General features: G+C 30.2%; 12 protein-coding genes and 1 pseudogene. 6 read left to right on the plus strand and 7 right to left on the minus strand.

The features are described 5' to 3' along the window. Positions 1-18: 18 nt before the first annotated feature. From FDN13_RS05715 to FDN13_RS05730, 4 genes are all read right to left on the minus strand, one after another. On the minus strand, positions 19-1,305 hold the full coding sequence (locus FDN13_RS05715) for an amidohydrolase (RefSeq protein WP_138979317.1): 1,287 nt from the start codon (positions 1,303-1,305) through the stop codon (positions 19-21). 93 nt (positions 1,306-1,398) lie between these two features. Beyond that, on the minus strand, positions 1,399-2,442 hold the full coding sequence (locus FDN13_RS05720) for a nitrilase-related carbon-nitrogen hydrolase (protein WP_207670912.1): 1,044 nt from the start codon (positions 2,440-2,442) through the stop codon (positions 1,399-1,401). 8 nt (positions 2,443-2,450) lie between these two features. Further along, positions 2,451-3,242, minus strand: a complete 792-nt coding sequence (locus tag FDN13_RS05725) for a carbon-nitrogen hydrolase family protein (RefSeq protein WP_138979318.1) — start codon at positions 3,240-3,242, stop codon at positions 2,451-2,453. A 961-nt stretch (positions 3,243-4,203) separates the two neighbouring features. After that, complete coding sequence (locus tag FDN13_RS05730) at positions 4,204-5,244, minus strand: IS6 family transposase (protein ID WP_138979319.1); 1,041 nt, start codon at positions 5,242-5,244, stop codon at positions 4,204-4,206. Between the two features lie 122 nt (positions 5,245-5,366). Between FDN13_RS05730 and FDN13_RS05735 the strand changes: the two genes are divergently transcribed. Both FDN13_RS05735 and FDN13_RS05740 read left to right on the plus strand, forming a co-directional pair. After that, a complete protein-coding gene (locus FDN13_RS05735) occupies positions 5,367-5,732 on the plus strand; it encodes a GNAT family N-acetyltransferase (RefSeq protein WP_243120272.1) in 366 nt (121 codons plus the stop codon). 343 nt (positions 5,733-6,075) lie between these two features. Beyond that, positions 6,076-7,110 (plus strand): IS30 family transposase, encoded by a 1,035-nt coding sequence (locus FDN13_RS05740; protein WP_138979320.1) that lies wholly within the window; start codon positions 6,076-6,078, stop codon positions 7,108-7,110. A gap of 318 nt (positions 7,111-7,428) precedes the next feature. On the opposite strand, the gene FDN13_RS05745 is transcribed toward FDN13_RS05740, so the two are convergent. After that, positions 7,429-8,337, minus strand: a complete 909-nt coding sequence (locus FDN13_RS05745; protein ID WP_138979321.1) for a transposase — start codon at positions 8,335-8,337, stop codon at positions 7,429-7,431. A gap of 548 nt (positions 8,338-8,885) precedes the next feature. On the opposite strand from FDN13_RS05745, the gene FDN13_RS05750 reads away from it, so the two are divergent. Both FDN13_RS05750 and FDN13_RS05755 read left to right on the plus strand, forming a co-directional pair. Then, positions 8,886-10,373: an MBOAT family O-acyltransferase gene (locus tag FDN13_RS05750; RefSeq protein WP_138979322.1), complete on the plus strand. Its 1,488-nt coding sequence runs from the start codon at positions 8,886-8,888 to the stop codon at positions 10,371-10,373. An 11-nt stretch (positions 10,374-10,384) separates the two neighbouring features. After that, entirely contained in the window at positions 10,385-11,818 is a 1,434-nt protein-coding gene (locus tag FDN13_RS05755) for a hypothetical protein (RefSeq protein WP_138979323.1), read from the plus strand. Between the two features lie 339 nt (positions 11,819-12,157). On the opposite strand, the pseudogene FDN13_RS05760 reads toward FDN13_RS05755, so the two are convergent. Then, positions 12,158-13,100, minus strand: a pseudogene (locus tag FDN13_RS05760) (flavodoxin family protein). A 238-nt stretch (positions 13,101-13,338) separates the two neighbouring features. On the opposite strand from FDN13_RS05760, the gene FDN13_RS05765 reads away from it, so the two are divergent. Then, entirely contained in the window at positions 13,339-13,812 is a 474-nt protein-coding gene (locus FDN13_RS05765; protein ID WP_168190088.1) for a hypothetical protein, read from the plus strand. A 369-nt stretch (positions 13,813-14,181) separates the two neighbouring features. Here FDN13_RS05765 and FDN13_RS05770 read toward each other — a convergent pair whose 3' ends face one another. Continuing rightward, positions 14,182-14,820 carry a PHP domain-containing protein gene (locus tag FDN13_RS05770; RefSeq protein ID WP_138979325.1) on the minus strand — a complete coding sequence of 213 codons (639 nt, stop codon included), beginning with the start codon at positions 14,818-14,820 and terminating at the stop codon, positions 14,182-14,184. Between the two features lie 177 nt (positions 14,821-14,997). On the opposite strand from FDN13_RS05770, the gene FDN13_RS05775 reads away from it, so the two are divergent. Beyond that, positions 14,998-16,029: an ABC transporter substrate-binding protein gene (locus tag FDN13_RS05775; protein ID WP_168190089.1), complete on the plus strand. Its 1,032-nt coding sequence runs from the start codon at positions 14,998-15,000 to the stop codon at positions 16,027-16,029. The last annotated feature ends 14 nt before the right edge of the window (positions 16,030-16,043 follow it).

Below are 16,043 nucleotides of genomic sequence, written 5' to 3' on the forward strand. Positions count from 1 at the left end.
CCTCCTGTACAATATACTTTATCCAATAAGCCTATTTATACATTTTTCAACATTATAATAAATTTTTTCAACATCTATTGTCTTTATTTCATAGTTTTCCATTACGATATTCCCATTTATAATAACTGTTTCAACATCACTTGCCTGTGCCGTATATACCATAGAAGATACTATATCATGTATTGGATAAAAATGAGGCTTATTTATATCAACTATTATAATATCAGCCTTTTTATTCTCTTCAATGGAACCTACTTCACTATCCATGCAAAGTGCTTTTGCACCATTTATTGTTGCCATTTTTAATGCCTCAATTGCTGAAACAACAGTTGGATCCCCTGAAACTCCCTTATTCACTATTGCCGATAAATTTATTTCTTCAAACATATTTACATTGTTGTTACTTGAAGAACCATCAGTACCAAGGGCAACATTAACCCCTTTTTCAATAAGCTTTACAACTGGTGCAAATCCGTTTCCAAGCTTTAAGTTGCTTCCTGGGTTATATACAACGCTTACATTTTTCTCTTTTAATATGTCTATATCTTCATCCGATAAATGCACACAATGGGCTGCAGTAACCGGAACATCTAAAATTCCAAGATCATATACGTGCTTTATTGGCGATTTACTAAATTTTTCATAGTTTTCTTCAACTTCTCTTTTACTTTCAGAAAGATGAATATGTATTCCAAGGTTCATTTCCTTAGCAAACTCAGCTACCCTTTTTAAATATTCGGGACTGCATGTATAAGGAGCATGAGGTCCTGCCATTATTGTTATTCTTCCATCGCCCTTACCCTGCCAATCATTATAAAATCTTCTTGTTATATCAAATCTCGTATTATCATTTGCTCTATCACCTATCATACCCCAAGCAAGCCTTGCTCTAATACCTGATTCTAAAGCAGCCTTTGCTGTATCGTCCATAAAAAAATACATATCAGAAAAACAGGTAACCCCTGATTTTATAGATTCAATAATACTGAGCATGGTGCCGTAATATACATCTTCCCCTGTAAGTTTATCTTCAATTGGCCATATCTTTTGCGTAAGCCATTCATAAAGAGGAAGGTCATCAGCATAATTTCTAAAAAGTGACATTGCCATGTGGGTGTGACAATTTATAAGCCCAGGCATAACAACTTTTTTAGTTCCATCAATTATCTTATCTGCTTTAAAATTATCTATATCCTTCCCTATATATTTTATCCTATCATTTTCAATCGCTAAATCCGCTTTTTCAAGTACTTCTCCTTTTTGATTCATAGTTATTATATAAGCATTCTTTATTAAAATATTCACTTTATACACCCCTTAAACTAACTATACTATAAATAATATTATAGTCTTAAACCCTTTGAAATATCAATTATTTCAATTAAATAAGAAAAATACTTATATCCTATTATAGGTTTTCGAATAATAGTCCTTTTCAAATATTTCATTAGTATCTCCAAAATACTGAGCCCTTTCTCTTTCAAACTCTAATCTTTTAATATCAATATCTGCAACTACAAGGCTGTTTCCATAATAGTTCTTAGATATTGAAACAATACCATCCTTTCTTTCAGTTAATGAAATGGGAGCAAAAATACCCGATTTGCCTGTAAATTTAATACCTAACACTTCTCCATTTAATGAAGATTTAAATCCATAAACAAAGGACTCCTGAACCCTTGACCAAATACCCCTAAGTGCCCTGTAAGTGTTATATTTTTCATTATTTGCAATAGGCAATATAATGATATTACACCCAAGATTTCTTGCAATTTTAAACGTTTCAAAATATGTTGCATCCATGCAGATAGGACAGGCAACCCTTCCTATATCAAGGTCAAAAGCTAAAAGTTCGTCACCCTTTTTTAACCCAATTTTTTCTTCGTAATCTGTTAAATGGAGTTTTTTCTGTCTTCCTAAAATCTCTCCATTTCGTGATATTAGAGTACCACAGTTATAAAGATAATCACCTTCCCTTAAAAGATAGCTTCCTGAATAAATATATACACTATACATTTTTGCATAAAAAGAAAGAATATATTCGATTGCTCTTTGTATAGGCTCTGATGCTGAAAGCAAGATGCTGTAAATAAGCTCATTATCTTTATTGTTTATAGCAGTATTTTCGTTCTCATTAGAATCCTTTTTATTAAAAGATTTATTTATCTTATCAAAAAACGGAAATATACCTACAAGGTCAAGAAAATTATATTCAGGGAAAACTATAATATCACAGCCTTTTTCACTTCCCTCTTTAATAAATCTATGAAGCATATCTGCATACTCTTCAATGGATTTTACTATTTTAATTTCTCTTTGCACACATCCCGCTCTGATTCCATCAAACTTATTAGCCTTTTCCCTTATATGGCTTTTATTAAGATGCTTATTTATTCTTTTGATATTTAGTTTATGATTAAAATAAACCTCAAATATATCCATAATATCACTCACCTAAAAATATCCTCATACAATTTTGTATTAAGATGGGATAACACATTAAATTTTTTTATTGCTTCTTTTCTTTTTTCATTATCAAGTTGTGCCATAATAATGCTGCTATAATTATTTCTTTCAATCTCTAAAATTCCATTTTCCCTTTCTGTCATTTCAAGAGGGGCATGTATTATTGAAAGGCTGTAAAAATCTTTACCATCGAAATTTCCTTTTAAACCACTTTCAACACCAAAAAATAAATTCTGCTGTACATTCTGCCATAGAGCTGACATCTGATAGGAGAAAGTTTTTCCATATATTGAAACAGGAGATAAAACTAAATCTGCCCCTGACATTGCGATATATCTTGAAACCTGAGGATAGAAAGTATCCGTTGAAATCAAAAGGGCAATTTTAAATCCCTTTAAATTAACAAAGCTAATATTCTCTCCTCTTGAAAGACCCAAATCCTTTTCCCATTTTGCAAGATAAAGCTGCCTTTGTCGCAGCAGTATCCTTCCATTTTGTATAATACATGAGGAGTGATATGTTTTGTTCTCAGCATTTTCAAAATAACTTCCAGGACATATCGCTATATTTTTAAAGTTAATTGACATTCTAAGTATTTTCTCAATATAATCCCTATCATTTTCAAACAAACATCCAAAAAGACCTGGAAAAACTATAACATCAAGCCCTTCCTTATATGATTTTATTAGAATAAGTAGTATTTTATTTAATAATTCATCCTTTGATATGCTAAAATTAAAACCATCCTTTTTAACTATAACTGCTCCAACCTTCAAAAACTCACCTCCTTAATAATCATTTCATATAATGCCATAGTTTAACCCCCTATTTTGCTTTCCATTACATTTATAAATCTTTCTTTCAAAATTTCATATCTATTTCCTTTGAAATTTCTAACGCCTAAGTAAAAATCTTATATATAAAATAAGCAAAGATTCTATTCTTTTATATCACCCTAAAATTTAATATTAAAACTGGATACATAATAACTTACCTCAAAAGTTTTAAATTACTTATATAACAGACATACTCTTAGGATAAAATCCTTGCCTAAATAATTCTTAATCTAAAACAAATCGTTGTTAATACCCTATTCATCTAATCCATTATGTTACTATTATTTTCTATATAAATAATTAATTTCCTGCTAAAGGAATTATTAAAATATGGGACGGTTACTTATTATGCCTTAAATTTTTTTAATAAATTTGTTTAAGAAAAAATAGTGTATTAATGAAAAAGAAAACCTTTTATTCCATGATTTTTATAGATAGTCTTAATAATAAAAATCAAGAATCATAAAATTTGAAGATTAGAAGATTGACTTGCTTTTGTTACATAAATACTACATAGGACTTTTTCAAATTTCTAATAACAATAATATAACTGTATTAAAGATAAATCAAAGTTAAAATATTTAAACATAATATTTCATTTATTTAAGTTTATTATTTCAAAAGCAATAATACTTAGTTAAAATAGTATCTCTTTATGCTATACTAAATTAGCACAGTAAAATATTTATAATTTATTTGCATTAAAATTAGTTGATTGTGTTAAGTAAATATGAAAAAATAGCGTAGTTATACATATAATTACACAAAATTACACAGCTTTTTATGTAATCTAAATTAATAAAGTTTAATAATACTGGATTTATCAAAAAAAGGCATGCCGAAGGCACCTACTTAAAACTTAAAATGTAGGTGTGTTAAGAATATATGGTTTATTTGAGAATTAAGCAGACAGAAGCCAGTTATTAATATTTTTTTCATCAATTAAAATACCAGCAACTTGTGCAGGAGTTAGATTGTTTAAAGAATAGTGAGGTCTTAAAAAATTATAATGGAAAATAAACATTGCTATTAGAGTGTTTGCACTTTCAAATGATTTAAAGCCTCTTTTACGTTTATACCAGTCTTTAAATGTATCATTAAAAGCTTCTAGCAAGTTGTTGGATATATCATCTTTAAATGATTGAACTTTTATGTGTTTTGAAGAATTAAAAATAGTTTTAGTAGCAAGATTATATGAGCCTAATCTATCGGTCACAATAGCTGATGGACATCCAAACTTACTTGCAGATTTAAACAAGGAAAAAGCTTGAGAAGCATCTCTTGAAGGAGATAAATTAAAACCAAGAACCATTCTGGTTTCTGAATCTATAATTAACCAAAGATAATGTTTTTTACCATTAATAAAAACAACAGTTTCGTCGGCATGCCATTCATCAGATGCACTTAAATCAAGATTTTCAGTAAGTCTATTAGCTATACTTAGAAAAATTGGAGCAAATTTTTTGCACCAAGATGCAATAGTTACATGAGAAACTTTGACATTGTAGGTTAGTTTAAAAAATTGAGATATTCTTCTTGTTGAAGAACCATTTAGATAATAGAGGTTAAGTGCAGTAAGAATTAAAAATAATGGAAATCTCATTCTTTTAAAATCTGTTTTTCCTTTAATTAATTCACAAGATGCAGAGGGTATATTAATAGGTTTTGCAACATAAATAGAATGACCACATTTTTTAGAATTGCAAGTATAATGGGAATAGTACTCATAATCATGGTGCAAATAAGTACCACTACCACAAACAGGACAACGAGGATACCCTCTCAATACACGATTTTTCTTGCCCCTATAATCTTCAAGAGTAAACTGACGTCTACAGTCTTTACATTGATATTTTTGATTACCTGCTTTGTCTTTCCCAAAGCGATAAAGATTAGAACTATGGCATCTTGGATATGAAATTTTATTCAATGATTTGCACATAATTTCATCTCTCCTTGGGAGGTATTTTGTTTTTCGCTATATATAAGATAACTCAAAGGGGAGATGAAATTCAAATATCATATAACTTAACAAAACTAATTAGTTAAATAGGAGAATATATTATGAAAACTATTAATATTAATCTAATAAATGGATATAAGATTAAGTCACTTTGTATTGATGAATATAAGATTGTTGAAGAATTATGTAAGAAATGTTCCGATTATTATCTTTTAGTTGAAGGAGTATTACCAGATAAAAAAGATATAGATGAAATATTTATGGTTTTACCACCAAGCAAAAATTATGAAGATAAATATGTTTTAGGAATATTCGGACATGATAACAAACTTGCGGGTATAGTTGACATTGTGAAAGATTTCCCAACTATAAGTGAATGGATGCTTGGTTTACTATTAATTGAACCAGATGAAAGAGGTAAAGAACTGGGAAAAATTGTACATAAAGCTTTAAGTAATCCAAGATAACTATAGAGCTATAAAGTTTTGGTCTAGCTTAGGATATAAAAAGATTAAAGAAGTTGATATGACATTTGCAGCAAAAACACATATAGTAAATGTTATGAGATTACAGTTTGATAACTAAATTTAGATCTTTGGAATGGTATTATTTATTATTTATATATTCATAAGCAACTCACTCTTTAGATAAATTTATATTTTTATTATAAAAATTAGTTCTTATAAGATAGCTTGTCCAATTTTATTGATTCATTGTATAATTAAATGCAACAGGTAAAAAATATTTAAACCATAGTGAAAATCATGTATGATATAGGTGACAAATCCAAACATACAGGAGGTTTTCACTATGGTTCATAAAAATAATTATAACACACCTATACGTTCTTTTAAACATCTGAAATCTTATGAACGTGGAGAAATTTTTGCCTTGCTTAAAGAAGGTAAAAGTATTCGTTATATTGCTAAAAAATTAGGACGAAGTCCAAGTACTATAAGCCGTGAAATTAAACGTGGTACTGTATCACAATTAAAAAGTGATTTATCTTATTATTCAAGTTATTTCCCTGAAACTGGGCAAGCTGTCTATAAAAATCACCGCTCAAATTGCGGAGCAAAAATTAAATTGGCTAAAGTAGAAACCTTTATAAAATTTGCAGAAGAAAAAATCCGTAAAAATAATTGGTCTGTTGATACTGTCGTTGGTTATTGCAAAACTGATCCTTCTTGGAAAGATGAGTTCATTGTTTCAACTAAGACCTTATATAACTATATTGATAGAGGATTTTTATCTATACGTAATATAGATTTACCTTTAAAAACACATTTAAAACCTAAAAAGAAAAGAATTAGGGAGAACAAACGCCTTTTAGGTAAAAGTATTGATTTAAGGCCTGAACAAATTAATTCTCGTCAAGAATTTGGACATTGGGAAATAGATACTGTTATAGGTAAAAAATCAGGCGATAAAGCTCTTTTAACTTTAACAGAACGTAAATCCCGTTATGAAATAATAATGCTTTTAGATAATAAAGATGCTAAGTCTGTTGATGATTCTATAAAGAGACTTATGGAAGTATATAAGGATAATTTTAAAAAGATTTTCAAGAGTATTACGGCAGATAATGGAGTTGAATTTAGTAATTTACAATTCATTCTTAAAAAATATGATGTTGAGGTATATTATACCCATCCCTTTTCTTCTTTTGAAAGAGGAACTAACGAACGACATAATGGTCTTATACGTCGTTTTATCCCTAAGGGAAAGAGTATAAAGGATATATCTATTGATACCATTAAAAGAATTCAAAATTGGATGAATACACTCCCACGAAAATTACTAAATTACAAAACTCCTGAAAATTTTTTTACGAGGAATTATTAAAAATAGCCTAAATCATATTATGAATATTGTAGATGCCACTTGTGGTATGTCAAGGGTAAAGCTACGCCTGCTACGCAGCCCTTGACATACCCCTGCGTGACATATAGATTGATAATTAAGATGGATTTAAGGCTATTTTGACTATTTTTAGTCCTTATACTACATGATTTTTCACAGAGTGTTGCATTTATTATTGCAATTTAAGTGTCCAATTTTATTCTTTATTTTTATTGTATTTTCAAATTTAAAATGATATCATTAAGAGCTTACACGTTTTTTAAACCAAATAGTTATTTTTGATTTATAATATTACAATACTCATGAACCTACAGTCAGTACCTCCTCCGCTATTGCTCTATACCTCTCCTCCTTTATAAGCTCAGCCCCTAAAGAGCATAGCCTCGATACGTTCGCTTGCCCTATACTGCCAAGTATCTTGCATATATCAGAGCATTTTAAATCACAAAACTTCCTTAATACAAAACAAAGTATCGCCTTTGCCTCCTTCGCTCCCTTTGCCCTTTTTATCTTAAGCATTAATTTGTCTATATTAAACCTTTCTGATATTATCTCTATTATCTTCTCAGGGGATAAGTCCCTTACAAGTACCCTTCTCATACTCCTGTATTCCGTAGGCTCATTTTTAAACTCCTCCTTCTTTGCATCAATTACACTTTTTACTTTAAATATAAAATCACGATACATTGCTCGTGCAGCTGCTTCCTTAAGACTAAACATTGAAAGTATAAAGCTGTCATCTATAAGTTCAAACTCATCTTTCTTTTCTGCTAAAAATATCCCCAAAGATGAAAAGCGATAATCCTGTGGAGTTGTTTCATAGCCCTTTATATCCGTTGCGTTAAAGTGAACGTAGGCTGTTAAGGCAAAAAGATATCTGTCATTATCAACTATAAGGCTTTTAAATCTATCGTGGAAAAGGTGCCCTATTCTTTGGTGCCTTTTGTTGTAATAGATTGCATATTTGTAGTTGATAAAGTGCATTATCTTCGATATGTCCGCACCATTTGCGTCTATTATGAAGTGGGCGTGGTTATCCATAAGACAGTAGGAATAAACTTTAAACTCGAACTGTTCCTGAGATTTTTTAACAAATTCCATAAACTTTATTTTATCATCATCGTCTTTAAAAAGAGGGGCCTCAACAATGCTTTTAACCATAACATGATAGATGCAATCAAATGACTTCATTCTTGCCATTCTTGGCATAACAAAACACCTCCGACTTAGATTATATTTTTAGTATTATTTTTCCAAGTAGGAGGTGGTTCTATTCGTATTATTCATCAAACTGTAAATATTGGAAGGGAAATAAGTAACAGGTCATGACTAAAAGTAGCCACAACGACGGAATGAAAAAGTTTGTGGTTTTTCAAAGGTAACAGAAGGGACGGTTACTTATTATATTAAATAATAGACATAATATTTTACACATGTCCCCCTGATTTTGCAGATATTGTGTATAAAATAAGTAACCGTCCCTTAACTTGAACTTTTTTTCTTTTTTGTAAATGGACATTTTCACACTAACCGTCCCAAAACTACAAAAACTACAAAACTAAAAACACTATTCTTAAAAAACAAAAGAAAAAATGGTATGAAAAATAATTAACCGTCCCTTGATTTCTTCATTAGCTCTCTCATTGATTTTAATAAATAATAAGTATATAATTTCATTAGCATTATTTATAAATGCGTTTTAAAATTTGCTTATGGTATACATAAACAAATTAAATTATTTAGGGAGGTATTTTTGTTTGCTTTTTAATTCGGTTGATTTTGCAGTTTTTTTCCCTTTTGTTGTTTTCATATATTTTATCATACCTAAAAGGTTTAGATGGATTTGGTTACTTATTTCAAGCTATATTTTTTATATGAGCTACAGCATAAAATATACGATATTTTTAGTTATATCCACATTAGTTACATATTTAAGTGGTATTTTAATTGAAAGAACAGACAATATTAAAGATGAAAGAAAACGTCATTGGCTAAAAAAGACATGGGTATTTTTAAGTTTTGCAATCAACTTAGGAATATTGTTTGTATTTAAATACAGTAATTTTTTTAATAGTCTTATGCAAAAATTTCTTTCTAATTTTAATATCTCATATAATACAACTAAATTTAACTATCTTCTTCCCCTTGGTATTTCCTTTTATACATTTCAAGCCTTAAGCTATACCATTGATGTATACCGAAAGGATGTTAAGGTTCAAAGGAATTTGGGAAAATACGCTCTATTTGTATCCTTTTTCCCACAAGTTATAGCAGGTCCCATAGGAAAATCAAAGCACTTGCTGCACCAATTCGATGAAACTTACTCCTTTAATTATGATAGAATTAAGAATGGCTTACTTCTTATGCTTTGGGGATTTTTTCAAAAGCTTTTTGTTGCAGACAGATTAGCCATTTTAGTGAACACTGTATATAATGATCCTTCTAAATTTAAAGGCTTTGAGATAATTACTGCGAATATATTTTTCGCCTTTCAAATATACTGTGACTTTTGCGGATATTCAGACATTGCAAGAGGAATAGCAGAGATTTTAGGAATTAGACTATATAAAAACTTTGAAAGGTCGTACTTTTCAAAATCCATAAAGGAATTTTGGAGAAGATGGCACATTTCTCTTAGCACTTGGTTTAGAGACTACCTATATATCCCATTAGGAGGAAGCAGATGTAGCAAATTAAGAAATTATATTAATATTATGATTGTCTTTTTAGTTAGTGGGCTTTGGCACGGCGCTGCTGTTAACTTTATAATCTGGGGTGCTCTTCACGGGATTTATTTAATACTTTCAGATCTTTTAAAACCTGTTAAAAAAAGTATTATTAAAAAACTTGATATAAAAACTAATACTTTTAGCTACAAACTCTTTCAAATAATTATTACCTTTATTTTAGTTGATTTTGCATGGATATTTTTTAAAGCCGATTCCTTTTCAAAGGCAAAAATGATTATAAAAAATATGAATTATTTTAATCCCTTTGTATTTATAAATGGGGATATATATAAATTAGGATTGGATTCTAAAGACTTTTTTATAGCTCTACTTGGAATAGCCGTAATTTTAATTATCAACATACTACAAAGAAATAAAAGTCTCCGTCATGAACTATCAAAACAAAACAGTGCATTCAGATGGGCTTTATATTTTGCAGCAATCTTAGTTTTATTAATCTTTGGAATATATGGACCTGCCTATAGTGCTAAGCAGTTTATTTATTCTCAGTTTTAGGAGGAAAATAAGTGATTAAAAAAGCCTTTTATAAAGCAACTATTTTTTCTATAATTTTATTAATTTTAATATATCTTTTGGGTTCCATATTTACGATAAAGACGGATCATGGAGCTAAACTCTACCAAGGGCTTTATGCTACAAATGAGCAATATGATGTAGTTTTAATGGGCTCAAGCCACATGCATAGTACTATTAACCCAAATGTTTTATGGAATGAATATGGAATAACAAGTTTTAACTATGCTACAGGTGGACAGCCTATTGATGTTACTTATTATCTTTTAAAAGAGGTACTTAAAAAGCAAAAAAATCCAATAGTAGTTGTTGATTTATATTACTTAGGGCTTATACGTAATTTTGGCGAAGAAGGATATATTAGATATGTTCTTGATAACATGAGACCTTCTATAAATAAATATGAAGCTATTTTAAATTGTACACCAAGGCCCCATTGGATAAGCTATGTATTTAGGATTATTAAATATCACAGTAGATGGAAGGAGCTTGCGGAGCAGGATTTTTACCCTGATTTAAATAATACATACTATTCAAAGGGCTTTGATGCAGATCATACAAAATATGGAAAGGAAAATACATGGAATGCTCAAACTACAGAAGTTTCAAACCTTCCCCCAAAGTCCTATAAATATTTATATAAAATTATAGAGCTATCTAAGGAAAAAGGCTTTAAATTAGTTTTTAATAATGCCCCTTATGATTATAACATCACAAAAGAGACACTTATTTGGCATGAAAAACCTGCAGAAATGTTTAATATGGTAGATAAAATAGCAAAGGAAAACGGTATTCCATTTATTAATTATAATAATATATTAAATAAAATAGACTTTGATTTTAAGACTGACATGGCTAATGGTGGACATCTTAATATATATGGTGCTGATAAAGTTTCCCTTCATTTAGGAAAGTTTTTAAAAGAAAACTATGACTTAAGCGATCACAGAAACGACAAGAACTATGAGCAGTGGAACAAAGACTATGAAATATATAATCAGGTAAGAACTGCTATTGAATTAAGAAATGAAACAGATATAAAAAGATATATAGATCTTCTAAAGAATAAAAACTATACTATAATTGTAAGTTGCAATGAATATAAATATTTAAATTTTGATGATTCCTTAAAAAACATTGGGCTTAATTTAAAAGAAAATTATAATTATATCGCTATTTTAAATAACAACAGCATAATTGAAGAAATAAGCAGCAAGGACAAAATAGTAAAGGATATAGGCCTTAATAATACTCAAATAAAAATAAAAACCTGCAGTGATGATAAGAATATTCCAAGCATATTAATTGATAAAGAATATGCAAACTTTTCTAAAGGAATAAATATTGTAGTTTATGATAATCTTCTTAATAAGGTAGTTGACAGTATATTTTTTGATAATGATATTATGAAAAAGAATAGAATATAGCTATATAATGATTTTACTAATAAAATTTTCACAAATGCTTTAAAATACTCCTGCAAATAGCAATTAAGTTATTTGCAGGAGTTTTATTCTAAACTAAATTTATTTTGTAAAATCTATAACACACTACATAAGTTACATTTAATTTTACTATAACCCAACTTAAGTTTATATATTTTTTAAGATTGCTCTTATAGTATAATACCTTTTAATACTGTTATCCACTTACGTTTAGTCAAACCTCTTATTGTTACTGGAATAACTCAATGGATTTTTGCAACTAATGAAATATTTCTTATTCTTTAAATCAGCTTTAAATGAGCTTTCCTTCTATTCTTATTTTTAAATTTCTTTGAATTTTATATTTTTATATTTACCAATCTTTTCTTTAACTATCTCCAAATTTTTGGGATCCATATAGAATCCACCCTGTGTATGTGCAATTTCATCAAGATGTTTTCCGCGACCTTCTACAGTAGTTCTATCACGGCATAAGCCATTTTCCATTATTACAAACTTCCACTTATTATCTTCCGTTTTTTCAAGTGTTCCCCCTGCTCCACATACCTGACACTCTATAGGGAAATGTAACCCATCCCATTGTGGTTGTCCAAGAATTAATGCATTTGAATGACAGTTTGGACACCATCCCATATCCTCATCTCCAAGCCATTTACGTTCTTTAGGAGGAGTTGAAATTGCTTTCATGATGTTTTCTCCCACCTTCTTTGCTCGTGCCATCATAGCGTCATTGAGCAGACACTGTCCTGGAGCAGGCACTCTTTCAGCTAGAAACATATCAATCACTTTCAAATCGATTGTAAACATAGTTGCCTGCAAACTTTCCAAAGCCATAGATTGCCACGAACGTGTAGAACCACCTACTGAAATCAAAGCACTTACCCTGTCCTTATGTTCGATTGCATGGATTTTTTCAAGAAATGCCGTTTCATAACTAAGACTTCTTTGTGCAAATCTTAAATACAAAGAGTTAGCCATCAAATCATAGGTTGGTATTGAGAATATAACACCATCTTGATCCAGTAAAACCTCCATTATTTTTTTCTTATCATCCTTGTCGTCTAATATGCACCCAGTATTTTTCCTTGAGCCATGCCACGTGTACAACTTGTACAACCTATGCAATCAAGAATATTATAATCTCTAAGGTTGATCATAGTTACTTCTGCTCCTGCTTCCTGACAGTACAAAAGAGCTTCTTTTAATAAAATTTCACTATTTCCATCTTTTCTCCAGATGTAATACCCATAACCTTAAATGTCATATTTTTTTCTCCTTTCCCCATTTTACTTTATTATTTTTAAAAATTTATCTAAAAAACTCCACCCTCCTTTGTTGAAAATTTCTGAATTTTGTATTGTACAAAATTATAAATGATGCTATACTTTTGTTAAAATAATAACACTCAAAATCTGATTAAACATCAGATTTGAGTATGAAATTTAGATGAGTTTTATACTAAATTTTCAGATAAATGTCTAATGATATTGAAAGGAGTCATCATGGCTTGGTTAGCAAAAATAATAGAACAAATAGAAAAAAATTTTAAAGTACATGTTCATGGCTCTATAGACAAAAATTATCGAATCGAAAGTGTTCAATTTCTAATTCCGCCCAATAATGATAATTTTATTCCAACGCCTAACACCCTATATATTGGGAATTACCAGGATTTCTGTAACATGAATCTAAAAGTTCCTATACTACTTTTAAACTGTCAATCCATAAGCGCCAATGAAAATGGATTGCATATCTACCAGAAACTTGATCCAATGCAAGTTTGCAATTGTATACAACAAGAAATACTTCGTAGTCGACAAAATGATTTTAAAAAGGAAGAAATACTAAATATACTTGAGGCTGGCTATGGTATCCAGGCAATCATTGATACTGCCAGGAAATTTATACAGAATTCCTTATCACCATTTGCAGCCCACCAGTTTCTCAATTATTGCAGTCAGCTCCAATTGCCTTAATAACTATATACTTTGCCCTCACTCCCGTCCCTTTGCACTACAAGGGACGGTTACTTATTTTATATATTTTGATATAATTTATTATTTTAACAATTACAAATTCAAAACCCCCTAAAAAATTAGCATCCCCCTGCCCCATAACCTAGTTAGTATGATATTTCAAATAGTAAGTAACTGTTCCTAGTCTTGTCTATATTTGATATTTTAGAAACTGATTTAAGACAACCGACCATATATTTTGTTTTCATCCTTAATGGTGACACTTATGTGATTTGTGGCTGTCCCTCACTTGTTAGCAAATTAGTTTAGTATCATACATAATAAGTAACTGTCCCTCGGCTTGTCTATAAAAAAAGTAAGGCTTTTGCCTTACTCAAACATATCGATTATTTCATATTTATTATTTTTAAGCATTGCAGGGTAAAATCTTTTAGATTTTAAAGCTTCAATAAAATCCACCTCATCCCTTATATTATCCTCAAAATAAGTAGCAAAAACCCCAACCTTATCAATTACATGGGCATCGCTTCCTCCAGTGCAGGGAATACCAAATTCCTTTGCCATTGCAAGCCCATAAAGATTGTGATGAAGGAAAGTACTCCCATTAAAAGCCTCAACCCCTGATAATCTATTGTAAACATTTCTTATATTATCTCCAAGTCCCCTGTTGTTGTTTCTAAAGGGATGGGCACTTATTCCAACACCCTTTTTCTCATCTATAAAATCCATAAGTTCATTGACTCCAATTGTATTATCGGGAATATGCACCCTTTCCCTTACAAAAGTTAAAACATCTCCTTCTTTAGTTAAAATTTCTGCCCCTGCTATTATTAAAAAATCGTTTCTTCGTGAATATTCTTCTATTTCATCCCTTATAAAATTGTTATCATGATTTGTAATACATATACCATCCAATCCCAACATCTTTGCCCTGTCTATAATCTCTTGTAAAGTTATTTTGCTGTCGCTTGAATATTTCATTTCATGAAGATGCAGATCAATAAGCATTATTAATCCTCCAATACATATAAACTCAACAAAATATATCATAAAATATAATGTTATATTAGATTTATTATTTATTTAAATATTTTTACATTGTATTAGAAATTTCTATTACTGTTCTTTAAAATAATTAATCATGATAAAATAACTATGGCAAATAACTTTAAAGGGGGAAACACGATGAAAATGAAGAAACTATTATCTCTAATTTTAGCAGCAATAATTGCATTTAGTATTGCTGGATGTCAAAGCAAAACTTCAGCAACACAAACAGAGCAAAAACCAAAGGAAAGCAAAACGCTTAAAGTTGTTGCTGCAATGGGCAGCAAGGAAAAGATTTTTGCAGAATTTGAAAAGGACACAGGAATCAAAGTTGAATTTCTTGATATATCCTCTGGAGAAGTATTATCAAGAGCCAAAGCACAAAAGGGAACTCCAATCGCTGATGTATGGTTTGGAGGCGGTGCAGACGGATTTATGGCAGCTGCAAAGGAAGGTCTTTTAGAAAGTTATGTATCAAAGGAAGCGTCAAACATATCAGATGCATACAAGGATAAAGACGGATATTGGACTGGTATGACAATAGTTACAGCAGGACTTGTTGTTAACGAAGATGTTTTAAAAGAAAAGAAACTTCCAGTTCCAAAGAAGTGGGCTGATTTAACAAATCCTGTATATAAAGATGAAATACTTATGCCAAACCCAAATATTTCGGGTACAAGCTTTTGTATAATATCATCCCTTATTCAAGTTTGGGGAGAGGACAAAACTTGGAACTACTTAAGCGATTTAAACAAAAACATACCATATTACCCACAAAGAGGTGGAGAACCTCCACAAAAGGCAGTTGCAGGAGAAGTTGCAATAGGTATATCACCTCTTGATGGAGAGCAGATAGCAAAGGGACAGGGCCATAACGTATTAAATATATTCCCTGAAGATGGTATTCCATGGACAGTTGCACCTGTTGCTATCTTCAAAGGTGCAGAAAATATGGATGGTGCAAAGGCATTCGTTGATTGGGTATTATCAAAGAAGGGCCAGGAAACTATAGTAAATCTCTGCCCAAGACTTCCTGTTAGAAGCGACATTGCAACCCCAGAAGTTATGAAGGATGCAAAGGTTGAAAATCTTATGAAGGCTGACATATTTAAAGCTGGAAGCGACAGAGAACAAATACTAAAAACTTGGAATGAAAAAATTAAAAAATAGCTATAAATGAGGGA

It is taken from the genome of Caloramator sp. E03, from assembly GCF_006016075.1.
GTDB lineage: Bacteria > Bacillota > Clostridia > Clostridiales > Caloramatoraceae > Caloramator_B.

What these genes read in the sequence shown, in the direction of transcription:
- FDN13_RS05765 (WP_168190088.1), top strand. Translation starts at nt 13,339, where the DNA reads ATGGCTTGGTTAGCAAAAATAATAGAACAAATAGAAAAAAATTTTAAA.
- FDN13_RS05730 (WP_138979319.1), bottom strand. Translation starts at nt 5,244, where the DNA reads ATGTGCAAATCATTGAATAAAATTTCATATCCAAGATGCCATAGTTCT.
- FDN13_RS05745 (WP_138979321.1), bottom strand. Translation starts at nt 8,337, where the DNA reads ATGCCAAGAATGGCAAGAATGAAGTCATTTGATTGCATCTATCATGTT.
- FDN13_RS05740 (WP_138979320.1), top strand. Translation starts at nt 6,076, where the DNA reads ATGGTTCATAAAAATAATTATAACACACCTATACGTTCTTTTAAACAT.
- FDN13_RS05775 (WP_168190089.1), top strand. Translation starts at nt 14,998, where the DNA reads ATGAAAATGAAGAAACTATTATCTCTAATTTTAGCAGCAATAATTGCA.
- FDN13_RS05720 (WP_207670912.1), bottom strand. Translation starts at nt 2,442, where the DNA reads ATGGATATATTTGAGGTTTATTTTAATCATAAACTAAATATCAAAAGA.
- FDN13_RS05735 (WP_243120272.1), top strand. Translation starts at nt 5,367, where the DNA reads ATGAAAACTATTAATATTAATCTAATAAATGGATATAAGATTAAGTCA.
- FDN13_RS05770 (WP_138979325.1), bottom strand. Translation starts at nt 14,820, where the DNA reads ATGCTTATTGATCTGCATCTTCATGAAATGAAATATTCAAGCGACAGC.